19 protein-coding genes are annotated in these 22,735 nt (G+C 29.4%); 11 read left to right on the top strand and 8 right to left on the bottom strand.

Going from position 1 to position 22,735, the window contains the following annotated elements:
* Nucleotides 1-106: 106 nt before the first annotated feature.
* From polA to DYA59_RS05475, 8 genes are all read left to right on the top strand, one after another.
* A complete protein-coding gene (gene polA / locus DYA59_RS05510) occupies nucleotides 107-2,824 on the top strand; it encodes a DNA polymerase I (RefSeq protein ID WP_115270167.1) in 2,718 nt (905 codons plus the stop codon).
* A gap of 8 nt (nucleotides 2,825-2,832) precedes the next feature.
* Nucleotides 2,833-3,735: a DNA-binding protein WhiA gene (gene whiA, locus DYA59_RS05505; protein ID WP_115270165.1), complete on the top strand. Its 903-nt coding sequence runs from the start codon at nucleotides 2,833-2,835 to the stop codon at nucleotides 3,733-3,735.
* A gap of 2 nt (nucleotides 3,736-3,737) precedes the next feature.
* Nucleotides 3,738-4,694, top strand: coding sequence for a bifunctional riboflavin kinase/FAD synthetase (locus DYA59_RS05500; protein ID WP_115270163.1), 957 nt, complete (start codon nucleotides 3,738-3,740; stop codon nucleotides 4,692-4,694).
* Nucleotides 4,669-5,340 carry a segregation and condensation protein A gene (locus tag DYA59_RS05495; RefSeq protein ID WP_115270162.1) on the top strand — a complete coding sequence of 224 codons (672 nt, stop codon included), beginning with the start codon at nucleotides 4,669-4,671 and terminating at the stop codon, nucleotides 5,338-5,340. The genes DYA59_RS05500 and DYA59_RS05495 overlap by 26 nt, the downstream gene beginning before the upstream one ends.
* 15 nt (nucleotides 5,341-5,355) lie before the next feature.
* Entirely contained in the window at nucleotides 5,356-6,816 is a 1,461-nt protein-coding gene (gene murJ / locus DYA59_RS05490) for a murein biosynthesis integral membrane protein MurJ (RefSeq protein WP_115270161.1), read from the top strand.
* Nucleotides 6,816-8,339: an Eco57I restriction-modification methylase domain-containing protein gene (locus DYA59_RS05485; protein WP_115270159.1), complete on the top strand. Its 1,524-nt coding sequence runs from the start codon at nucleotides 6,816-6,818 to the stop codon at nucleotides 8,337-8,339. The genes murJ and DYA59_RS05485 overlap by 1 nt, the downstream gene beginning before the upstream one ends.
* A 10-nt stretch (nucleotides 8,340-8,349) precedes the next feature.
* Nucleotides 8,350-9,417 (top strand): magnesium/cobalt transporter CorA, encoded by a 1,068-nt coding sequence (corA, locus tag DYA59_RS05480; protein WP_115270157.1) that lies wholly within the window; start codon nucleotides 8,350-8,352, stop codon nucleotides 9,415-9,417.
* A gap of 615 nt (nucleotides 9,418-10,032) precedes the next feature.
* A complete protein-coding gene (locus tag DYA59_RS05475) occupies nucleotides 10,033-10,719 on the top strand; it encodes an outer membrane beta-barrel protein (protein ID WP_115270155.1) in 687 nt (228 codons plus the stop codon).
* Between the two features lie 127 nt (nucleotides 10,720-10,846).
* On the opposite strand, the gene fabG is transcribed toward DYA59_RS05475, so the two are convergent.
* The 7 genes from fabG to DYA59_RS05440 all read right to left on the bottom strand — a co-directional run bounded on the left by fabG (nucleotide 10,847) and on the right by DYA59_RS05440 (nucleotide 17,875).
* The gene (gene fabG / locus DYA59_RS05470) at nucleotides 10,847-11,572 is read right to left on the bottom strand and encodes a 3-oxoacyl-[acyl-carrier-protein] reductase (protein WP_115270153.1); all 726 of its coding nucleotides are present in this window, start codon (nucleotides 11,570-11,572) and stop codon (nucleotides 10,847-10,849) included.
* A 110-nt stretch (nucleotides 11,573-11,682) separates the two neighbouring features.
* Complete coding sequence (locus DYA59_RS05465) at nucleotides 11,683-12,096, bottom strand: EamA family transporter (RefSeq protein ID WP_115270151.1); 414 nt, start codon at nucleotides 12,094-12,096, stop codon at nucleotides 11,683-11,685.
* Nucleotides 12,097-12,228: 132 nt separating this feature from the next.
* A complete protein-coding gene (locus DYA59_RS05460; protein WP_115270149.1) occupies nucleotides 12,229-13,155 on the bottom strand; it encodes a siderophore ABC transporter substrate-binding protein in 927 nt (308 codons plus the stop codon).
* Nucleotides 13,156-13,164: 9 nt separating this feature from the next.
* The gene (locus tag DYA59_RS05455; protein WP_115270147.1) at nucleotides 13,165-13,920 is read right to left on the bottom strand and encodes an iron ABC transporter ATP-binding protein; all 756 of its coding nucleotides are present in this window, start codon (nucleotides 13,918-13,920) and stop codon (nucleotides 13,165-13,167) included.
* A complete protein-coding gene (locus DYA59_RS05450) occupies nucleotides 13,917-14,804 on the bottom strand; it encodes an iron chelate uptake ABC transporter family permease subunit (protein ID WP_172606956.1) in 888 nt (295 codons plus the stop codon). The genes DYA59_RS05455 and DYA59_RS05450 overlap by 4 nt, the downstream gene beginning before the upstream one ends.
* Before the next feature lie 70 nt (nucleotides 14,805-14,874).
* The gene (locus tag DYA59_RS05445) at nucleotides 14,875-15,828 is read right to left on the bottom strand and encodes an ABC transporter permease (protein ID WP_115270143.1); all 954 of its coding nucleotides are present in this window, start codon (nucleotides 15,826-15,828) and stop codon (nucleotides 14,875-14,877) included.
* 28 nt (nucleotides 15,829-15,856) lie between these two features.
* Entirely contained in the window at nucleotides 15,857-17,875 is a 2,019-nt protein-coding gene (locus DYA59_RS05440) for a TonB-dependent receptor (protein WP_115270141.1), read from the bottom strand.
* 199 nt (nucleotides 17,876-18,074) lie between these two features.
* On the opposite strand from DYA59_RS05440, the gene DYA59_RS05435 reads away from it, so the two are divergent.
* From DYA59_RS05435 to DYA59_RS05425, 3 genes are all read left to right on the top strand, one after another.
* A complete protein-coding gene (locus tag DYA59_RS05435; RefSeq protein WP_115270139.1) occupies nucleotides 18,075-19,988 on the top strand; it encodes an alpha/beta hydrolase-fold protein in 1,914 nt (637 codons plus the stop codon).
* 70 nt (nucleotides 19,989-20,058) lie between these two features.
* Nucleotides 20,059-20,709 (top strand): toxin-antitoxin system YwqK family antitoxin, encoded by a 651-nt coding sequence (locus DYA59_RS05430; RefSeq protein ID WP_115270137.1) that lies wholly within the window; start codon nucleotides 20,059-20,061, stop codon nucleotides 20,707-20,709.
* 80 nt (nucleotides 20,710-20,789) lie between these two features.
* Nucleotides 20,790-21,278, top strand: coding sequence for a GlcG/HbpS family heme-binding protein (locus DYA59_RS05425; RefSeq protein WP_115270135.1), 489 nt, complete (start codon nucleotides 20,790-20,792; stop codon nucleotides 21,276-21,278).
* A 58-nt stretch (nucleotides 21,279-21,336) separates the two neighbouring features.
* Here the strand turns inward: DYA59_RS05425 and DYA59_RS05420 are convergent, their stop codons facing one another.
* Nucleotides 21,337-22,317, bottom strand: coding sequence for a Gfo/Idh/MocA family protein (locus tag DYA59_RS05420; protein WP_115270132.1), 981 nt, complete (start codon nucleotides 22,315-22,317; stop codon nucleotides 21,337-21,339).
* Nucleotides 22,318-22,735 lie beyond the last annotated feature (418 nt).

The raw sequence follows: 22,735 nt of genomic DNA, 5'->3' as shown, positions 1-22,735 counted from the left end.
TATTAAGTCCAAGATTTTTTATTTGAGAGGAAATAAAAAAGTATAAACAAAAGTCCAGTATTTATGATATAATAATACAGTAAAATGTATGAAATGGGAGGCAATAATGAGAAAAAAAAGAGCTGTGCTTTTAGATGTAAGTGCGATGATGTATAGAGCATATTTTGCCAATATGAATTTTAGAACAAAAACGGAACCAACTGGAGCTGTATATGGATTTGTAAATACTTTGATGAGTATAATAAAAGAGTTTTCTCCAGATTATATCGGAGCAGCTTTTGATGTGAGAAGATCTTCTTTAAAAAGAAGTGAAATTTATAAGGACTATAAAGCTCAAAGGGAATCAGCACCTGAAGATCTAATATTGCAGATTCCCAGAATAGAAGAGTTGCTAGATTGTTATCAAATAAAAAGATATAAAATGGACGGTTATGAAGCAGATGATATTTTAGGTACACTTGCTAAAAAGCTTTCAACTCAAGATGTAGAAGTTTATGTTATTACTGGAGATAAAGATTTGGCTCAGATATTAGATGAAAATATTAATATAGCTTTACTTGGAAAGGGAGAAGGTGGAGATAGATTTAAAATAATAAGAACAGATGAAGATGTTGTAGAGTATCTAGGTGTTCCTTCTAAAAAAATTCCAGATTTATTTGGTTTAATTGGAGATTCAAGTGATGGGATTCCAGGGGTTAGAAAAATAGGACCTAAAAAAGCTATTCCTATGTTAGAAAAATATGAGACATTAGAGGGAATTTATGAAAATATAGATAGTCTTACAGAGATTGCTGGAGTAGGAAAATCTCTTGTAAATAATTTAGTAGAGGATAGAGATATCGCTTTTATGAGTAGAAAGTTAGCTATTATATGCCAAGATGTTCCATTAGAGTTTAATTTAGAAAATTTAAATTATAATATTGATAATATAAAACTTTTAGAACTTTTTAAAGTTTTAGAGTTTAAAGCTTTAATTAAAAAGATGGGACTTGAAAATGGAGATGAGAAAACACAGAAGATAGAGAAGCCAAAAAGAGTTTCCAAAGAGAGAATTTTTAAAGTAATAGAAGGAAAAGCAGATATAAAAGATATGGTAAAAAATCTCAAGAAAGTTGATTTGGTAAGTTGTTACTATACTGAATATGGGATTGCTTTTAGTTCTTTTGATAAGGATTACTATTTTCCTTTTGAGAAAAAATGTGAAAGTAAGATAGGAACTAATATTTCCTTGTTTGATCCAATTTCAGTAGTAGAAGATTGTGAACTAAATTGTAAAGAGATACAGGAGTTTTTTGATAATTGCGATGGGGAGATTATCACTTATAATTTAAAAAATATTTTAAATAGAGGAATTAGTGTAAAAAATTGTAAATTAGATATGATGATAGCTTATCATCTTATAAGTTCACAAACTAAAGAAAAAGTAGAATTACCCATTGAACATTTGACTGAGCTAGAGTTAGATAACTATACTGATAAATTTGGAAAAGAGAAACCAGAAAATATTTCTGCCAAAGAGTACGGAAAATATCTATGTCAAAGAACAATGGGACTTTTAGAGTGTTATGATATCTTAAAAGAGGAACTAAAGGATAGAAACTTGATTAAGGTATTAAATGAGATAGAGATGCCACTTATAGAGATACTATCTTCTATGGAGATAAAGGGAATAAAAATAGACCCAGAGTATTTTTCTAACTATGAAAAAGAGTTGGGAGATTTAATAGAAAAGTTACAGGAAAAAATTTATGAAGAGGCTGGAGAGGAGTTCAATATAAACTCTCCTAAGCAATTAGCAGAGATACTTTTTTTTAAGTTGAATTTACCACCTGTGAAAAAGACAAAGACAGGATTATCTACTGATGAAGAGGTATTAGAAAAGTTAAAAGCTGATGGAGCAAAGATTGCTAAAGCTATATTAGAATATAGAAAATTAGCAAAACTAAAAAATACCTATGTAGATGCTATACCAAAATTGAGAGATGAAAAAGATAGAGTTCATACTACATTTAATCAAATAGGGACTACAACAGGTAGACTATCTTCATCTGACCCTAACTTACAGAATATCCCTGTAAAAACTGATGAAGGAATAAAAATAAGACAAGGTTTTATTGCTGAAAAAAACTTTGTACTTATGGGAATAGATTATTCTCAAATAGAGTTAAGAGTATTGGCACAACTTTCTGGGGATGAAAATTTAAGAGAGGCCTATCAAAACAGTATGGACTTACACAGTCTTACAGCTAGGAAGATATTTGAATTGACAGATGAAGAAGAGGTGAGTAGAGAGCAAAGAATTATAGCTAAAACAATAAACTTTAGTATAATCTATGGGAAAACAGCTTTTGGTCTAGCGAAAGAACTTGGAATATCACAAAAAGAAGCCAGTGAATATATAGATAGATATTTTAATCAATATCCTAAAGTTAGAGAGTTTGAAAAAGAGATAGTAGAATTTACAGAAAAATATGGTTATACAGAAACTTTTTTTGGAAGAAGAAGACTTATAGAGGGAATCAACTCTAGGAATAAAAATATAAAAAGTCAAGCTGAGAGAATGGCAGTAAATAGTGTAATTCAAGGAACAGCTGCTGAAATTATAAAAAAAGTTATGATAGAGATTTATAGATATATAAAAGATAGAGATGGAATATCTTTACTATTGCAGGTACATGATGAGCTTATTTTTGAAATAGAAAAAGAAAAATTAGAGATATATAGAGAAGATATTGAAAAAATAATGAGAGAAAGCGTAAAGTTTGATAGTGTGCCTTTGGAGATAAATACTAATATAGGAGTGAATTGGGCTGAAACAAAATAGGAGGAGAAATGTCTTATACCTATAATGTAAAAGAAGAAATATTCAATAATGAGATGGTAACTAGTATAGAGAAAAAAGCTGAAATTTCAGCTATTCTTCTCAGTAAGAATGCTTTTTCTGAAAATAAGATAGAGTTAAGATTAGAGAATCTAACTCTAGCAAAAAGGGTATATAAATTTATGAAAGATATAACAGACCTAAAAATAGAAATAAAATATTCTATTTCAAAAAGATTAGGAGAACATAATGTATATATAATACTTATCCCAAAACAAAAAGGATACATAGAGTTTTTGCAAGGCACTAGAAAGCTTGATGTCAATCTGATTTTGTCTAGTGAAGATATATTAAAGGGATTTGTACGTGGAATTTTTTTATCTTGTGGGTATATAAAGGATCCTAAAAAAGAGTATGCCTTAGACTTTTTTATGGATAATGAAGAAGCAGCAGATAAGTTATATAGTTTGCTATTATCTAAAGATAAAAAGGTTTTTAAGACAATGAAAAGAAATAAGCCATTAGTTTACCTTAGAAATTCTGAAAATATTATGGATATAATGGTTATGATAGGTTCTATTCAATCTTTTTTTAAGTATGAAGAAACGATTATGATAAAAGAGTTGAAGAATAAAACTATCAGAGAGATGAACTGGGAAGTAGCTAATGAAACTAAGACCTTAAATACGGGAAATAATCAGATTAAAATGATAAAACATATAGAAAAAGAGATGGGATTAAATTCTCTAAGTCCTGTTTTAGAAGAGATAGCTCATGTGAGATTAAATAATCCTGAGAGTACCCTTCAAGAGATAGCAGAGATGGTAGGAATATCAAAATCTGGTGTAAGAAATAGATTTAGAAGAATAGAGGAGATTTATAATAATCTAAGAAAAAAAGAGACTGAGGAATAGGTATGAAAATAATTGAAAATGTACTTAAGTTAGAAGAAAGTTTAAAAAATAGTTATGTAGCTATAGGGACATTTGATGGGGTACACTATGGGCATCAAAAATTAATAAAAGAAGCTATAGAAAAAGCAAAATTAAATAATGGAAAATCTGTAGTGTTTACTTTTTCGAGTCATCCTATGGAACTTATAGATGCCTTAAGAGCACCCAAACTCATAAATACTATAGAGGAAAAAATATATCTTTTAGAACAAATGGGAGTAGACTGCGTAATTTTACAGTCTTTTACTACAGAGTTTGCTAATTTAACAGCAGATGAGTTTACTGATATTTTAAAAGAAAAAGTTGGAAGCAAAGAAATTTTTATTGGCTTTAATTTTTCATTTGGTGAAGGAGGAAAAGCTAAGGCAAAGGATTTGGTAAAATTAGGAGAGAAAAGAGGAGTGATTGTTCACGAGATGCCAGCTGTACATATGAATGGAAATTTAATAAGCTCAACTTTTTTAAGAAAGAGAATTTTGCATACAGATATTTTGGAGATAAATAGATATTTAGGCCATAGATTTTTAATAATGGGAGAGGTAGTACATGGAAGAAAGATAGCAAGGGAATTAGGATTTCCAACTGCTAATATAAAAATAGCAACAAGATTATATCCCAAAAATGGAATTTATGGTGCTAGAGTGAGGATAGAAGGAGAAGATTTTTATCGTGATGGTGTGGTTAATATTGGTGTTAATCCAACATTAAAGCCTGGAGAAAAAAGTGTAGAGGTAAATATTTTAAACTTTGATGAATTTATTTATGGAAAGGTCATTTCTGTGGAACTGGAACAGTATTTAAGGGAGGAAAAAAAATTCTCATCAATTGAGGAATTAAAAAAAGTAATAGGTAATGATGTAAAAGTTTGGACTAAAGTTGTAAAAGAGAGAAAATATGGATATAGTATTAAAGATAGATAACTTTGAAGGACCTCTTGATTTACTTTTACATCTCATAGATAAAAAAAAATTGAAGATTTCAGAGATAAAGATTTCACAGATAATAGATGAATATTTAGGGATATTAAAAGAAGCTCAAGAGGAAAATTTATATATAAAAGTAGAGTTTTTACTCATAGCTTCAGAACTTTTAGAGATAAAAGCTTCGACCCTCCTATCTATAAATGATGAAGAAAATAAAGAAAAAGAGTTAAAAAGGAGATTAGAGGATTACAAGATATTCAAAGAGATAGCTTTAAAAATAAGTGAAATGGAAAATGAATATAATATCTCTTACACTAGAGGTGAGAGTAGAAAAATTATTAAGAAGACACCTAAAGAGTACGATATTTCAAAATTGCAAGCTAGTGATTTATACTCAGTTTATAAGAGGTATTTAGATAAAAACGAAAATGAATATTTAGAGCTAGAGTTAGAAAAAAAATATACTCTAAAGGATGAAATGGATAGATTATATCTAAAGCTCTACTCTCATAATAGAACTTTTGATTCTATATTTGGAGAGGCTGAAAGTAGAATGCATTTAATTTATATTTTTTTAGCTATACTTGAATTGTATAAGGAAGGAGTTATTTTAATTGATGGGGAAATGGTAAAAAGAAAATAAAAATAAGGAGTTAATATGCTAAAAAATGGACTTCTAGTTATGATAATTACAATGATAAGTAGAGTATTAGGGCTTGTTAGAGCGGGGATAATAGCTTACTATTTTGGAGCATCTGCTATGACAGATGCTTTTTTCAGTGCTTTTAAAATAAGTAATTTTTTTCGACAATTATTAGGGGAAGGAGCTTTAGGGAGTTCCTTTATTCCACTATATAATGAAAGAGTTGAATTAGAAGGAGAGGAAAATAGTAAGCAATTTATGTATTCTATTTTGAACTTACTTTTTATATTTAGTACTATAATAACTATCTTAATGATAATTTTTTCACATGGAATAATATCTTTAATAGTGAGTGGATTTCCAAATGAAACTAAATTAATAGCTTCAAAGCTTTTAAGTATAATGTCTATTTACTTTATTTTTATAAGTCTCTCTGGAATGATATGCGCTATTTTGAATAATTTTAAACAATTTGTTGTACCAGCATCTACTTCAATCTTTTTTAATTTAGCTATAATATTAGCTTCTATATATTTTGGTAAAAGTTATGGGATAGAAGCATTAGCTTATGGAGTTGTAGTTGGAGGTTTATTTCAATTTTTAGTAGTATTGCCAGCTTTTTTCAAGATAGTAAGATCATATTCTTTTAGAATAGATTGGAAGGATCCATATCTAAAAAAAATATTTATAATGATATGTCCAATGTTGATAGGAATAGTAGCAAGACAGGTAAATACTATTGTAGACCAGATGTTTGCCTCATATTTAGTGGAAGGTGGAGTATCTGCTTTAGAAAATGCTACAAGGCTTTATCTATTACCGGTAGGAGTTTTTGGAGTATCTATATCAACAGTTATATTTCCAGGACTTTCAAAAGCTATGTCAAAAAATAATTTTAGAGCAGCTAGTGATAATATTGTAAAAGGATTGAATATTTTATTATTTTTAATACTTCCATCAATGGCAGTTCTTACTTTTTATGCTCCAGAGGTTATAAAGCTTACACTTTCTTATGGAAAATTTGATGAAGAAGCTGTAAGAGTTACTTCACAGGCACTTTTATATTACTCAATAGGGCTTTATTTTTATACTGCTATATATCTTATGACTAGGGCCTTTTATAGTGTTAAAGATAGTAAATATCCAGTAAAATTTTCAATAGTTTCAATTATATTAAATATAATTTTAAATTTTTTATTAATAGATAGCATGGAGTATAAAGGTTTAGCTCTATCTACTTCAATAGCCTCTGGTGTTAATTTTTTACTTTTATTGGTAGTATTTAGAAAAAAATATATAAATTTTAGCTTAAAGAAAAGTTATATATTTTTTGGAAAGACAGTTATAGCTACTATTTTTGCTCTATTAGCAAGTTATAAGATTGATGATACAATTTTAAAACTCTTAATTTTTTCTATTGTATATATACTATTTTGGACTAGAAGTTTATTAAAGAATAAAATGGAAGTGTTTTAATGGAGAAAAGGTATAATTATAAGGTATATACTCCAAATAAGATAGCTGAGATGATCACTATTAAAGCATTAACTAATTATTTTAGAGGAGATATAACAGAAAAGAAACTTTTAGATGTAAGAGTCTGTGATCTGTCATGTGGGAGTGGAAATCTTTTACTTCCCTTTTTAGAATATTTGATATTACTTACAAAAGATATTATGGGTAGATATTATTATAACCCAGAATGGATAAAAGGTTGTGATATAGATGAGGGAGCTATAAAAATTATAAAAAGAAAGGGAGAAGAATTACTAAAAAAATACTCTTTACAGGGAAAAATTGCTATAGAGAAAATAGATGGACTGATGTTAGAGGGGAGAAAATATAATATAATTTTAGGAAATCCACCGTATCTCGGAGAAAAAAATAATAAAGAGTTATTTCAGAAAATAAAAAATACAGATTTTGGTATGAAATATTATGAAGCAAAGATGGATTATTTATATTTTTTTGTTGAGAAGGCTATAGAATTATTAGAAGATAGAGGAATTCTTGTATATTTGACAACTAACTATTGGCTTAAAGCTGATAGTGCTAAAAAATTACGAAAAGCTTTAAAAGAAAATGGAGAGTTTCTCGAGATAGTTTTTTATAATAGTTCTCTTTTTAGTAAGGCTAAGGGACAGCATAATATAATTTTTAGTTGGGAAAAAACAAAGAAATTAGATAAGAATTTAAAAATAGAGTTACCTGAGAAAATTTTTAATTTAAAAAATAGTGAGCTCTATGATGAGAATTTAAAAATAGTCTTGGCAGATAGAGAAAGTAGAGAGTATAATAGAAAAGTAAAAATGATTTCTAATTATACATTGGGAGACTTAGTAAATATAAATCAAGGGATAGTTTCGGGATATGATAAAGCTTTTATATTTAACGAGTATCAAGAAAAATTTAAAGATTATTTAAAACCTTTTTATAAAAATAAAGATATAGGAAAATATACTAACAAAAAAAATAACTTTTGGATTTTATATCTTGATAGAGAAAGCGAACTTAATGAGGATCTAAAAGAACATCTGGTGGAGTATTATGAAAAATTAAATAATAGAAGAGAAGTAGGAACAGGAAGAATAAAATGGTGGCAACTTCAATGGTCAAGAGATAAGGAAATATTTTCTAAACCTAAGATATTAGTTCGTCAAAGATGTAAAACTAACCAGTTTTCATATGATGAAGGAGAGTTTTATGGAAGTGCTGATATTTATTTTATAACTGTTAAAAATAATGATGTAGATATTTTTTATATTTTAGGTTATATGAACTCTACTTCTTTTTTACAATGGTTTAAGTATAATGGAAAGATAAAGGGGAAAAATTATGAATTTTATTCTACACCGCTTAAAGATACACCGATATATTATCCAGATGATAAAAATGAAATTCGATGTATAGGTAATCTTGTAAAAAAACAAATAAAAAGTTATGATAAAAAGGTACAGGAAGAGATAGATAGATATTTTGAAAAAATTTTTAATAAGTGAGGTGAATTAGATGAATGATTCATCAAATAGAATAAAAAAAATTGGACTGCCACCTGGGAGTATAATATACACAGGAGAAAATCCAGAGCACAAGATACATATAGATATCCTTGCCTATAATGATAGTACTATAAAAAGAGAGCTTTTTGATGAAAATAGTGATTTAGAAGAGATAAAAAAAGAGTTTAAAGGAATAACGTGGATAAATGTAGATGGAATACATAATATATCATTAGTGAAAAGGATAGGAAAAATTTTTAATCTAGATAGTTTACTTATGGAAGATTTAGTAAATAGTACACAACGTGCTAAGGTAGAGGAAAGAGGAGAATATCTTTTTATAGTGATGAAGATGTTAAAACTCAATTTAATCTCTAAAGATATTAGTTATGAGCAAGTTTCATTTATAGTAGGAGAGGATTATTTGCTTACATTTCATGAAACACCTGGGGATATTTTTGATTCTATTAAAGCTAGAATAGAAGCACCAAATTCAAGAATGAGAAAGAAAAGCGTAGGGTATCTTACATATGCAATATTAGATAATATAGTTGATAATTATTTTATGATATTAGATGAAGTTGAAATGGAAATAGATAGACTTGAATCAAAAGTAATAAATAATTCTGAAAGAGAGGATTTGCAGGCTATAATTAATTTGAAGCAAAAGGTAACTACATTAAAAAGAACAATAGGACCAATTAGAGAATTGATTAGTAGGCTTCAAACTAATAGTGTAGCAGAATATTTAAATGATGATATAAAGATATATTTAACTGATTTATCTGATCATGGTATAATAGTACATGATACGCTAGATATTTTAAATGGTAGAGTGACAGAGTTAATACAGTTATATCATTCAACTATCAGTAATGGAATGAATGAGATTATGCAAATATTAGCTATAATTTCTACAATATTTATGCCACTTAGTTTTTTAGCGAGCTTATATGGTATGAATTTTGAATATATGCCAGAACTTCAAAGTAAGTATGGCTATTTTATAATCTTGGCAATCATGTTTATTCTAGTTTTAGGGATGCTTGGATATTTTAAAAAGAAAAAATGGATATAAATGAGTATGAAGGAAATATATGGAAAAATTAGTTTTATTTTTTCTATCTTTTCTATTTATCCCTTGTGGTAGAAATAAAAAAGTATAGATATTGCAAAAGAAGATAAAAAAGTTATAGTAGCGCAAGCTACAAAATCTAAAATTTTAAATCCACTATTAGTGAATCAAGGAGATTCTATAAAGGTGACAAAGTAGATATTAATATTCTTTTAGCCATTAATGACAATGGAAATTTAATTTCAGAGATAGCTGGAAAATGGAGGTTTGAAACATCAGCATCCATTTTATTTACAGTAAAAAAGGAATAAAATTTCATAATGGAGTAAAATTAAGTGTGAATGGTGTTGTTTTTCACTAGAAAGAATGAGAGAAAAAATAGGGACAAGTATACTTTAAAAAGAGGAGAGGTAGATATAGACCCATATGACCTGATATAGTATTATATTCGTTATATTATTCTAGGACTAAAGGAAGTGCAAGTAATATTAATTCAGATTATTCCCCTAAAATTTATCAATTATTTTTTATTTTAATTTTATTTTAATCTTTCTAATATATCATATTAAAATATATATTATGAGTTGATAATTATTTTTAGAAAGGAGAGTTTAAATTATGAAAAAAGTAACATTATTTTTATTGTTAGGAGCTTTAAGTTCTGGTGCGTTAGCAAATGGATACTTTAATATTAGAGCAGGAGCTGATCTATATACGAAGGTAGATTCAGTCGGAATATATTCGAGCAATAGTACAGAAGATTTTGGTTATGAGTTTGGAGTGGAATATCTAAGACCAATTACTGAAAAATTAGATTTAGGATTTGGAATAGCTTATCAAAAACATGCAGATATTTCAGGTAAAGGGACAGAATATAGTCAATGGAATGGAGTAATTAAAAGTGAATATTTTAAAGGATATGAAGATTTTTCAGGATATGATAGTGTTCCTTTATATATAACAGGAAGATACATACTTACTAAAAATTATCCATTTACTCCTTACATAAAAGCTAGTGTAGGTTATTCATTTAATATTAATGGAGATAATATTAGATATATAGATAAAGTTGAAAATGAAAATGAACAAACTGACGTAGATTTAGGAGGGCAAGTATTTCAAAGTTATTCACTTGCTAAAAGTGTAAAAGATGGGTTATACTATTCAGTAGGTTTAGGGGTAGAATATAAGTCATTTACTTTAGAAACACTTTATCAAGTAAATACAGGAAAGATAAATGTTCAAAATCAAGAGTATAATGTTAGTTACGATAGAGTATCCTTAGTATTAGGTTATAAATTTTAATTTTTAGAATAAATTTTAGGGGACTCACAAGTAATAATTTTTTCTTTCATTATTTAAAATATAGTAGTTATATATGTAAAAAGAGGTGTTGTAATAAAAATTTTACAACACCTTCTTTTAATTTTAATTATAAAGTTAATCCACCGGTTACCTCTATAACCTGTCCAGTGATATAAGAAGATTCATCACTTGCTAGAAATAATGCTGCGTTAGCAATATCATCAACTGTTCCTAATCTTCCTAATGGCGTTCTTTCTAACATCTTTGCTACTAATTCTTCAGATAGTGCATCTGTCATAGCACTTGAAATAAATCCAGGAGCTATACAGTTAGCTCTTACTTGAGCTCCTTTTCTAGCTAACTCTCTAGCCCAAGTTTTACTCATAGAAATTACTCCACCTTTTGTAGCTGCATAGTTAGTTTGACAAGCATTTCCATAAACTCCAACTACTGATGAAAGAGTAATTATAGAACCAGCTTTATTTTTTGTCATAACAGGAGCTACTGCTTGAGTCATATTAAAAACACCTTTTAAATTAACATCAATAACTGCATCCCATTGATCTTCTGACATTCTTACTAAAAAATTATCTTTAGTTATTCCAGCATTGTTTACTAGAATATCAATTTTTCCGTACTCAGTAGCTATATTTTTTACAAATGTTTTTATAGCTTCTCTGTCAGTAACATTTAAAATTTCATGTTTTACATTTTTTTGAGTGTATTCAGCTGGCCCCATATCACAAGATATAACCATTAAAGCTCCTTCACTAGCAAATTTCTCAACTATTGCTCTTCCAATTCCTCTAGCACTTCCTGTAACTAGTGCAACTTTATCTTTTAATCTATCCACACTAAGTCCTCCTTATTTCTAGTATGATTTTATCTTACATATGTAATTTTTAATTATATTTTTTATTATATCATATTTTTTTCATTTTTAGCAAATTCTTTAAAAATTTTTTATAAAATCATTATAAATGTTCCTATAGTTATAAAAATAGCTCCTAATATAACTTTTAAAGTTGCTACTTCTTTTAAAAAAATAAAAGCAAACAAAATAGTTATAACAATGCTAAATTTATCAACTGGAACTACTTTAGATACCTCTCCTATTTGAAGAGCCTTGTAATAGCAAAGCCATGATGCACCTGTTGCTAGACCAGATAAAACTAAAAATAGCCATTCTTTTCCTGTAATGCTTTCTATTTGATTTCCTGTTTTAGTAAAGAGTACCATTCCCCATGCCATAAAAAGGACTACACTAGTTCTTATAGCTGTAGCTAGATTTGAGCTTATCTCACCCATACCTATTTTAGCCAATATAGACGTCAGTGCAGCAAAAATTGCCGATAAAACTGCATAAAAAAACCACATTTCCTATTTCTCTCCTTTAAAATACTTAATTTCTATACAATATTATATCAGTTTTATTTATAAAATGTAATATTTTTATAAAATATATTTTTTAAGATTTTAAAGAAATGTTATAAAATACTATTATATTGCTTAATTGATTGATTTTTCTACCTCATCTAACATTATCTCAGTAGATTTTAATCCACCACTAGCTGTATACCATACCATTGAGTTTAAGAATACTATATTTCCATTTTGAGCTGCCTTTGTAGATTTCACTATTGGATTATCAAAAGCCTTATTAGCTAGAAGATTATCTCCTACAACTGCTGCCTTATCTACTATATAGATATAATCTGGATTTTTCTCCAATAGATATTCAAAAGTTACCTTGTTTCCGTGAGTACTAGCTACTACCTCTCCAGTTGTTTTAAATCCTAGATAGTCATAGAATATTGAAAATCTTGACTTCTCTCCATATGCTGCTATTCTACCATTATTAGATAGTAATACCATAGCATTATATCCCTTTTCCTCTACCTTAGCTTTTATAGATTTAACTCTGCTCTCTATCTCTACATATTTTTCATTTAACATTTGAGAGTTATCAAATACCTTTGTTAAAATATCTATATTAGTTTTTAATCCCTTCATATAGTCAGCAGATGAAGTCTCCACAAAAATTGTTGGGGCTATCTTTGATAGAGATGAGTAGAAATCTCTCTGTCTTCCTGCTATAATTATCAAGTCTGGCTTAGCCTCGTAGATTTTCTCTAAATTTGGCTCTTTTAGACTTCCTAGATTTGCATATTTATCACTACTATATTTTGATAGATGCTCAGGTACCATATCTCTTGGTAACCCTATCACATTAGCTCCCAAAGTATCTAATATATCCAAGATTCCATAGTCAAACACCACTACTCTTTTAGGATTTTTAGGAACTTCTACACTTCCTAAAGAGTGTTCTATAACCACTTTTTCTACCTCTGCTCCCTGATTTTCAGAGCTCTTTATATACATAAATCCAATAAAAGCTATAAATACAACTATTATTCCTGCAATTATCTTTTTCACTGTTCCTCCTTAAAAATATACACAGATACTCTTATTATTTATTTTTGTAATATCAAATTCCATCTCATAGAGATTTTCTAGCTTATCTTTCACTACGATATTTTCACAGCTATCCATATGCTCTAGCCTACCATTTTTCATAGCTAGAATATAGTCTGAATAAACTGATGTAAAGTTTATATCGTGCATAACTATTATTATTGTCTTATTTAAATCCTTTACCATCTTTTCAAATGTTCTCATCATCTGAACAGCATTTTTCATATCCAGATTGTTCAGTGGCTCATCTAGTAAGATATACTTAGTATTTTGAGCAATAACCATAGCTATGTAGGCTCTCTGTCTTTGCCCTCCACTTAGCTCATCTAGGTATTTATCCTTAAACTCCTCTAAGTTCATATACTCAATAGCCTCATCAATATATCTTATATCCTCCACAGTAAGCTTCCCTTGTGAGTGGGGAAATCTTCCAAAGGAAACTAGCTCATATACTGTAAGCCTGATATTTGTGTTGTTCTCCTGCTTTAGTATTGCCAAAGTCTTAGATAGCTCCTGCTTATTCCACTCCTTTATAGATTTTCCATCTATAAATACCTCTCCCTCATCTGGGGTAGATAGTCTACTCATCATAGATAGAAGAGTACTCTTTCCAGCTCCATTAGGTCCTATTATACAAGTTATCTTTCCATCTGGAAACTCTGTTGTTACATCTTTTACCACATATTTTGAACGATACTTTTTACTTAAACCTTTTATCTCAATCATGCTATTTTTCTCTCCTTCAATAGTATATTTAAAAGATATATTCCACCTACAAAATTGATTATTGTACCAATAGAGATAGAGTTATTGAAAACTTTTTCCACTAGCAGTTGTCCAAATATTAAAAATATAATATTGAGGACTATACCTGCTATTGACAGATAGATATGTTTGTAAGTAGAAAAAAGCTCCTTGGCTATATTTACAGTAAGTAGTCCTAAAAAAGTGATAGGTCCTACTAGGGCAGTAGATATTGAAACTAAAATTGAGATTACCACAAGATACTTTTTCAAAATTCTATTGTAATCTAATCCCAAGTTTATAGCTTGGTCGTGTCCAAGACTCAATACATCTAGTTGGTTGTGTTCTCCTATTATAAAATATATCACTGCTCCTAAAATTATATAGGCAATTATTAAAAGATATATATTAATTGTATTGTAACTAGCAAAAAGACCAGATTGCAGTATCAAAAACTCATTGGGGTCCATAATAACCTGCATAGAGTTAGAAAGACTATCTAAAAAAGTCCCTGTTACCATACCTATCAAAACCATATAGAGTATCTTCCCCTTAGAATTTCCACTGAAAAGCTTTTGCAGACTACTAGTAATAAAAACCATAGCTACAATAGTTAGAAAAAATTTAACTATATCATCTGATAAAATTGGTATAAATTTGTGGAAGATAAAAAATATAGCTGTCTGTAAAAACACATACATAGCATCTAATCCCATCACACTAGGAGTCAAAATTCTACTGTTGGTAATAGTCTGAAATATCAGTGTAGATACAGAGATACAGATTCCACTTAGAATTATCCCAAAAAGTTTTGGAATACGTAGCCCTATAAGAAATCTAAAATTACTAAAATTTACTCCCAACATTAGAAATACCCCAATAAAAATAAGCATCACTAAAAAGAGTATTGAAAGTTTATGCTCAATATGTTTATGTTTAGTATTCAAGTTTTAACCTCCTTAAAATAAGTATTAAGAAAATTCCACTTCCTATGACACCAGATACTAAACCTATTTGTATCTCATATGGATAGATTATAACTCTTCCTAAAATATCACAAAGAAGTAAAAATGCACTTCCTGAGATTCCACTTAGATAGATATTTTTAGAAAGATTATCTCCATTGAACATAGAAACAATATTTGGAATGATTAATCCTAAAAATGGGATAGCTCCTATTGTTATGATTATTAGAGATGAAATAATACAAACAAGCCCAAGCCCAATATTTACAACTTGCTTATAGTTCAGCCCCAAGTTTGTAGCAAACTCCTCTCCTAACCCTGAGATTGTAAATTTTTTAGAGTATAGGAAGGCTACTATTACCAATGGGATAGTGAGATAAAGTAACTCATAATTTCCCTTTATTACTCCTGAAAAATCTCCAAATAACCAAGCACTAAGATTTTGTATCATATCTCCCTTATAAGCAAAAAACATAGTCAGTGAGCTTACTATCCCACTTATCATAATTCCTATCAGTGGTACTAATACATTATCTTTAGATTTTATCTTTCTGATAATTCCTAAAAATAGAAAAGTCCCTCCCATAGCAAAGATAGAAGCTATTATCATCTTTAAAATAAGGCTCTCATAAGGAAAGAATATCATCGCCACTAATATTCCTAGCTTTGAAGCCTCTGATGTTCCTGCAGTAGTAGGGGATACAAACTTATTCATAGTGAGCTGTTGCATAATAAGTCCACAAATACTCATTCCAAATCCTGCTACTATTATACTGATTGTCCTTGGAATTCTACTAAATATAAATATATTATAGCTATGACTTCCTTGAACAAAGATTTCATTTATCTCTGTGGAAGCTACCCCTAACAATGTAGAAATCATTGCTAGGAGTAGAAGAGCCACAGTTACAACTATATTGTACATAAAACTCTCCTTAAATCTTTTATATTAATTAAAATGTCATCTTAAATCCCATATAGTAACTTCTCTCTTCCCCTGGGTTAGCTGTAAGCCCTCCATTGTTTTGAGATTCATAGTACTCTTTATTAAATAGGTTGTTTATTCCAGCTTTTACTGTAAGTGATTCAGTTACTCTATATCTCACTCCTACATCTGTTAGGCTACGAGATGAGTTCATTATCCCTTGCCCCTCTTTACTTCCCATATAAGTGTAAGATACAGTAGTATCAAACTTAGGAGTAAATTTGTAATTTGCACTTACATTTGCCTTAAATCTTGGTATCTCCTCTAATCTCTCTCCATCTTGATTTTCAGCTTCCATATATACAAATCCAGAAGTTAGAGTTAAGTCTCCAATGTAGTTTTCCATTGTAAACTCTAAACCATTTCTAGTAGTTTCAGCTTCATTTCTAAAATATTTAGAGTTATCTCCATCTATCTTATATCCAGTTATCTCATCTTCCTTTTCCAATCTAAATATTGACGCTGAGATAAAAGTATTGTGTAATATATAGTCTTTCATTCCTAACTCATAAGTAGTAGAAGTTTCTGGTTTTAATACAGAGTTATTCTCTGTTTTTTGTCCAGGAGTAGGAGTCATATACCCCTTTTCAAATCTTACAAATACACTTCCTGTATCTCTATACTTGTAGTTTAAAGTTGTTTCATATGAGTTGTTAGTTAGGTCATAATCATTTCTAGTAAGAGTTGTAGTACCTTTGCTAGTATCATCTCTATTGATATTAAATTCTGCCCATTCATATCTATATCCAGCTATAAACTCTAGGTTTTCAGTTAGATTATATTTGTTTAAAATATATGGCGACACTATATCTTTTTGATAGTCGTAGATAGATGTAACCCCTTTATCTGATACTCCCTTTCCTGTAAATTTACTAGATATAGCATCTAATCCTACTATTACAGTTCCTCTCTCATATTTTTGAGTGGCTTTTAATAGTACCCCTGTTGTTTCCTCTCTAAAATCCTCACTACTAGATGTAGAGTTTAAAGTGTAAGTTCCTAAAGGTTTTTTATTTGAATCCTTATCTTCACTTAGAGAGTAACCGCTAGTATTGCTTCTGTTGTACATATTAGTGTTGTAAGCTGTAACTCCTAAAGTGAAATCTTTATTTGGAGTGTACTCATACTTTCCTGTTACATTTTCCTTTGTGATATTTCTATCTGTAGAAGTAACTCCCTTAGCCTTTCTATTTTGCTCTAAAGTTTCTAATCCATAATCAGATAAGTTTTTTCCATTTGTTAATTTTATATCTCTTTGTAGAGCATTTCCAGATGTAGTTTCATTCTCTACATATCTTGAGGCAGATATTCCAAACTTATGTTTTTCAGAAAGTTTATATTGAATATTTCCATCAATATAGTCACTAGTTCCCTTCTCTCCCTCTCTGAACTCTTCATTATTTTGTCCAGCATAGTTCATTCCAAAAGAGATTTTATCATTTAATTGATAGTTCCCCCCTGTTGAAAACTTTTTGTTATTGAAAGAGTCAATATCACTCTCTACATAACCACCTGTATATCCTCCAGATTTTGTTATGATATTAACTACTCCTCCAGAAACTCCATTTCCATATAAAACTGCTCCACCACCTGGAGATATCTCTATTCTCTCTACATTACTCATAGGGATAGTTTCTAGCCCTAGCCCCTTTCTAGTAGGATTAAATGGATTTATTGCCACACCATCTACTAGAATCTTGACATTGTTCATAGCTGAATCTCCACTACCTCTCATATCGATTACAGCTCCATTCCTTGAATTAACTATATTTATCATAGGATTGTCATCAAGGGCTTCTATTACATTTTTATAATTTTTCTCCTCAATCTTCTCCTTTGTTATAACACTGATATTAGTTGGCTCATCTAGTAGAGTAGTTTCAAATCCCATAGATGTAACAACTGTTTCTCCTAAGTGTATACTTTCCTCTCCTCTGGCAACTGCTCCAACACAAATTAAAAATGACAGTATTGCTAATTTTTTCATCAATATTTTCTCCTTTTTTCATATACTTTTCACATAGAATTCATTATATACAAAAAAAATATCTATGTCAATATATTTTGATTTTAAAAATTATTATTTACAAATTAAAATTATTTATTATCTAATAATATTGACTTTAAATATTAATTATAATATAATATAAAAGTTTAAAATATATTATGAAATTTTAAGGAGAAATATGTTAACAAAAGTAATTATTGCTGCATTATTTTTTACACTTAATCTTATTACATTTTCTAAAATGACTGAATACCAAGATTTTTCCAGTGAGCGTTCAACCTGGTTTTTTAAAATTAGCAAAGAAGGGAAGAATACAATCTTTTCTGATTTCTATCCACCCTTTGACCCCAGTGTAAAAGTTGAAAATTTCTCTCCTATTATGGAGTACAACTTAGATTCAAACTATTATTTTAATGATCAAAATAATCTTATGATTGAACTAGAGGATTTAAAGAAAATATACGCTCCCTACTTCTCGTACTCATTAGAAAAAGATAGATTGAATATAGAGTTTGTGAGATACGACAAGGAGATAATCGGCAACTTAGGAAAGAGAAATACTAAATTAGAATACAATAAAAGAGTTTGGAATCTATCATTGGATATTAAAAAGAGTGTAGGAGAGATAGAGTATTCCCAATGTGAAAAGTTTATTGGAGGAAGAAATAAGAAGTTTATTGAACCTACTAAAATTTTAGTAAGAAAGAGATCTGTTATTACTCTCGCTAATGAGGATTTTCAAAAATCTGGAGATAAGCTCTATATATCAGCCTCTAAAATTATGAAATACTTTGATATAAAAACTATTATTCAAGAAGGGTATCTAGCTTTACAGTTTGATAATATTCCTAGAGTTACTACCCAAACCTCTATCCCTCCATCTGCTAAAAATACTTGGCTTCCTGGGGGAGTAGAGAGGACAGATGAAAACTACACTTGGGCTGACTATATGAATGATATTATTGAAGGGAGAAGAAAATCTGGTTGGTTTTGGAAAGGGATATATATCAGTGAAAAGGACAGCTTTAAGGACAATGATGGAAAAAGTATTGACTTAGATATCAATAGGATAGTTCCTCTAGCTATCTATATACCTAGTAATTACTCTCCTAAAGATAGTAGATTGGTTTTTATCTTACACGGAGGGACAGGAAATGAGAATGCCTCTGCATATAGATTAGCTCAAAGGGATATCTACTTGGAAAAATATGCTGAAAAATATAACTATATACTTGCCTTCCCTAATGGTTGGACACAAAATCCACTGTGGATGCATAGACAAGCTATGGTATCCTTTGAGAAATCCTATGATTTGGTTATGGAAAATTTCCCTGTAAGTGAGGATAGAGTCTTTTTGATGGGTAACTCTTTAGGGGGAAGGGGAACTCTTGATGTGGCTATGAGAAAACCTGATATGTTTCAAGCTATTGTGTCTACTGCTCCAGCTTGGGGGGTAAAAACTCATAGTCAATGGGTACAGAATAAGTACTCAGTAAAGGATATAGAGAGTGTTCCTACCCTCATTGGTGTGGGTACTGCTGATTCTACTTTTTCCTTTAGAGTGGAGGTTGGAAACAAGGTGGATAAAGGTTGGATTACTAGGGATATTGAGCCATATCTAAAAAATGCCACATATATAACTGTTGAAGAGGGAAACCATACATATAATTGGGGAAGTATCTTAGATATTATCTTTGATTTCTTTGAAAGCAATCTTGAAAATGAAGATAAGCCTACTTCTAAAATCTCCTCTGTTACTCTTAGTGGAAAAAAGATAAATGGAACAACTATGATTGAGCTAGGGGATTTTGAAAAAACCTTTGGAGATAAATTTAAGGTGTATAAAGTCTACTCCTATGATAAGAAGATAGAGAATGCCGTAGAATACTACACTATTATCTCTAAAAATCAGACTCTAAATTTTAAAGTGGGAGATAGAAAATATAGAAAAAATATAGAGCGTTATAAAGAGGATATTGGTAAAAGAGATAAGGATATTGAATATCTTGAAAATGCACCAATGTTTTCACAACCACCTATTGAAATTGATGGAAAAATATATCTTCCATTTGAGGAATTATTTCAGTATTAAAATAAAATAAGTTGAAGATATTAGATTTTTGTTGTAAAATATTGGTAGAATGGTTATTTAGGAGGCTAGAATGAAATCTTTAATTATAATTTTTACTTTGCTCCTAGTTGGTTGTAGTAATATAAATAAAAATCACAATATCTCATACTATAGTAATGGAAATATAAAAAGTGATGTTGTGAATAAAAATGGTATAAAAAACGGACCTATTTTTAATTATTTTGAAGATGGAAGTTTAGCGGTAGAGGGATATTTTAAAAATGATATGAGAGATAAAAAGTGGTATTTTTATGATAAAACTACTAAAAAACTTTCAGCTGTTGAGAATTATAAAAATGGAAAATTAGAAGGAGAACAATCGTATTATTATCCAAGTGGAAAATTGAGATTACAGGGAAAATATAAAGATAATATACGTGTTGGTTTTTGGCAGCTATATGATGAAGCTGGAAACTTAACTATGCAAAATATATTTTTGGATGGAGAGGCTTTAGTAAGTGTAGCTATTTTTCAAAAAAATGGGAAATTATCTTCTTCTGGTTTGACTAAAGATGGAGTTCGTGAAGGGGTTTGGCAATATTACGATAAAGATGGAAAGCTTCTTTATGATGTAGAGTATAACTCTGGTATTCGTGATGGAGAATGGAGAGCTTATGATGAAGTTGGAAATATAATAGCTATAGGTTATTATAATCAAGGAAAAATTTTAGGATTGGATTAATTGAGTTTTGTTTGGTTAATAAAAGGCCTAAATTGATTATTAAAAAGTATTTAAAATTAAGATGTAAAGGAGTAATAATTATGAAAACGATAATTCTTTTTATTTTGTTATCTTTATCTTTTACAGCACTTGCTGACACAAAGATAAAAACTCAAGAGGTTCTTACAGGAGAGCAAGTTATAGCAATGTTACAGAGCGGATTTGAAGATGCTAATTCTAAAAACTTTAATGTTACTATAACAATAGTTGATAAATCAGGGCAAACTTTAGGAGTAATAAGAAGTGAAGATGCTGGAGTACACACCATTTCTGCTAGTTATAAAAAAGCTTATACAGCTGCTTCACAAAAAAGACCAACACTTGAGATTTTAAATGGAATAAAATCTGGAAATATTCCAGAAGATATAAGATATCTAGATAAAAATTTTAGTGCTATGGAAGGAGGGCTTCCTATAAAGATAAATAATACTGTAGTTGGAGGAATAGGAGTTGGAGGAGCCCATAGTAGTGAAGATACTAAGATTGCTTTAAAAGCTCTTGAAACTTTTGAAAAACTCATAAAGAAATAAAAATTATATTGCTAGAAAAGAAACTCTGTAAATTATTTTACAAAGTTTCTTTTTTAATTTATAAACTTTCACAAGGAAATTTCATTCCCCATTGTTTACGAATACTATCCATCACATTCATCACTTTTAAAGTTATCTCATGTGGCATCTCTTCACACTCTAACTTACCATTTTTTATAGCTTCATAAGATGCTATTACCTCATACTCATATCCACTTACCTGTTTTGGTATCTCATAAGTTTTTACTAATCTATGTTCCTTATCAAATTGCTCTATTTTTTCAGGATTATTTATATTTGTAATAGCTAAATACCCCTCTTCTCCATAGATATATCCCATTCTATCTGTGGCTGTAAGCATTGTAGCATGTAGTGTTGCCATCTTTCCACCTTCCCAGAAAAGAGTAATACTATCTGTAAAATCTATTCCCTCTGGAGAAAATACAGCATGAGCTTGAATATCCTTTACCTCATCTCCAAATACCATCATAGAAAAGTTAATTGGATAAACTCCTAAATCTAATAATGCTCCACCAGCTAGCTCTGGCTTTCTCATTCTCTCTACATTTTTTATAGGATAACCTAGATTAGCTTGAATAGTATGCACCTCTCCTAACTCTCCAGATTTTATAATTCCATTTATTATCTCTCTTGATGGCATATATCTTGTCCAGATTGCCTCTGTTATAAATATATTTTTCTCCTTAGCTAATCTAAATAACTCTCTAGCTTGCTCTTCATTCACTGTAAAAGCTTTTTCACATAGAATATTTTTCCCATTCTCTATACATAATTTTCCATGTTGATAGTGATGAGAGTGTGGAGTTGCTATATATACTAAGTCTATCTTTTTATCTTTTACCAACTCTTCATAGCTTCCATAAGCTTTTTTTATACTATACTTCTTTGCAAATTCCTCTGCCCTTTTTATATTTCTTGCCCCTACTGCATATAGTTCTATATCCTCATGAGCCATTCCTTTTATTGTTTGTGCCATGATACCACCTATGTATCCAGCTCCTAATATTGCTACCTTCATCTTATCCCTCCATTTATCAAATTTTCTCCTATATATTTTACCATATTTTTTTACAAATAAAAATAGAGCTACTACCTAGATTATGTAGTAACTCTACTTTCTAGTACAAGCTTTCTATTTTCAATAGAACTAATTACCTTTTCCCATCAAAAATCTAACCTAACTTGATTATCTCTTTTACTCTGCATCTATCTAGCTCTATGTAATATTTATTATCATCTATCTAATGATATTTTATCCCTTAATCTCACTACACTTAAATTTTAGCACAGTACTTTTTTACTTTTTAACTCCATATTCTATCTTACTAAAATTTTAGTAAGATAGATTTCTTATTATCTTTACTTTCCACACCTTCTATAATTTTACTACTATTTTCTCATTGATACCAACTAATATAAATAAGTATTAGCTCTTT

This window comes from Fusobacterium necrogenes, from assembly GCF_900450765.1.
In the GTDB taxonomy this organism is placed as follows: domain Bacteria; phylum Fusobacteriota; class Fusobacteriia; order Fusobacteriales; family Fusobacteriaceae; genus Fusobacterium_A; species Fusobacterium_A necrogenes.
Note: the sequence above shows the minus strand (reverse complement) of the source record. Positions and strands in the feature narration are given on the sequence as shown.

What these genes read in the sequence shown, in the direction of transcription:
- polA (WP_115270167.1), top strand. Translation starts at nt 107, where the DNA reads ATGAGAAAAAAAAGAGCTGTGCTTTTAGATGTAAGTGCGATGATGTAT.
- whiA (WP_115270165.1), top strand. Translation starts at nt 2,833, where the DNA reads ATGTCTTATACCTATAATGTAAAAGAAGAAATATTCAATAATGAGATG.
- DYA59_RS05500 (WP_115270163.1), top strand. Translation starts at nt 3,738, where the DNA reads ATGAAAATAATTGAAAATGTACTTAAGTTAGAAGAAAGTTTAAAAAAT.
- DYA59_RS05495 (WP_115270162.1), top strand. Translation starts at nt 4,669, where the DNA reads ATGGATATAGTATTAAAGATAGATAACTTTGAAGGACCTCTTGATTTA.
- murJ (WP_115270161.1), top strand. Translation starts at nt 5,356, where the DNA reads ATGCTAAAAAATGGACTTCTAGTTATGATAATTACAATGATAAGTAGA.
- DYA59_RS05485 (WP_115270159.1), top strand. Translation starts at nt 6,816, where the DNA reads ATGGAGAAAAGGTATAATTATAAGGTATATACTCCAAATAAGATAGCT.
- corA (WP_115270157.1), top strand. Translation starts at nt 8,350, where the DNA reads ATGAATGATTCATCAAATAGAATAAAAAAAATTGGACTGCCACCTGGG.
- DYA59_RS05475 (WP_115270155.1), top strand. Translation starts at nt 10,033, where the DNA reads ATGAAAAAAGTAACATTATTTTTATTGTTAGGAGCTTTAAGTTCTGGT.
- DYA59_RS05465 (WP_115270151.1), bottom strand. Translation starts at nt 12,096, where the DNA reads ATGTGGTTTTTTTATGCAGTTTTATCGGCAATTTTTGCTGCACTGACG.
- DYA59_RS05455 (WP_115270147.1), bottom strand. Translation starts at nt 13,920, where the DNA reads ATGATTGAGATAAAAGGTTTAAGTAAAAAGTATCGTTCAAAATATGTG.
- DYA59_RS05450 (WP_172606956.1), bottom strand. Translation starts at nt 14,804, where the DNA reads ATGTTGGGAGTAAATTTTAGTAATTTTAGATTTCTTATAGGGCTACGT.
- DYA59_RS05445 (WP_115270143.1), bottom strand. Translation starts at nt 15,828, where the DNA reads ATGTACAATATAGTTGTAACTGTGGCTCTTCTACTCCTAGCAATGATT.
- DYA59_RS05440 (WP_115270141.1), bottom strand. Translation starts at nt 17,875, where the DNA reads ATGAAAAAATTAGCAATACTGTCATTTTTAATTTGTGTTGGAGCAGTT.
- DYA59_RS05435 (WP_115270139.1), top strand. Translation starts at nt 18,075, where the DNA reads ATGTTAACAAAAGTAATTATTGCTGCATTATTTTTTACACTTAATCTT.
- DYA59_RS05430 (WP_115270137.1), top strand. Translation starts at nt 20,059, where the DNA reads ATGAAATCTTTAATTATAATTTTTACTTTGCTCCTAGTTGGTTGTAGT.
- DYA59_RS05425 (WP_115270135.1), top strand. Translation starts at nt 20,790, where the DNA reads ATGAAAACGATAATTCTTTTTATTTTGTTATCTTTATCTTTTACAGCA.
- DYA59_RS05420 (WP_115270132.1), bottom strand. Translation starts at nt 22,317, where the DNA reads ATGAAGGTAGCAATATTAGGAGCTGGATACATAGGTGGTATCATGGCA.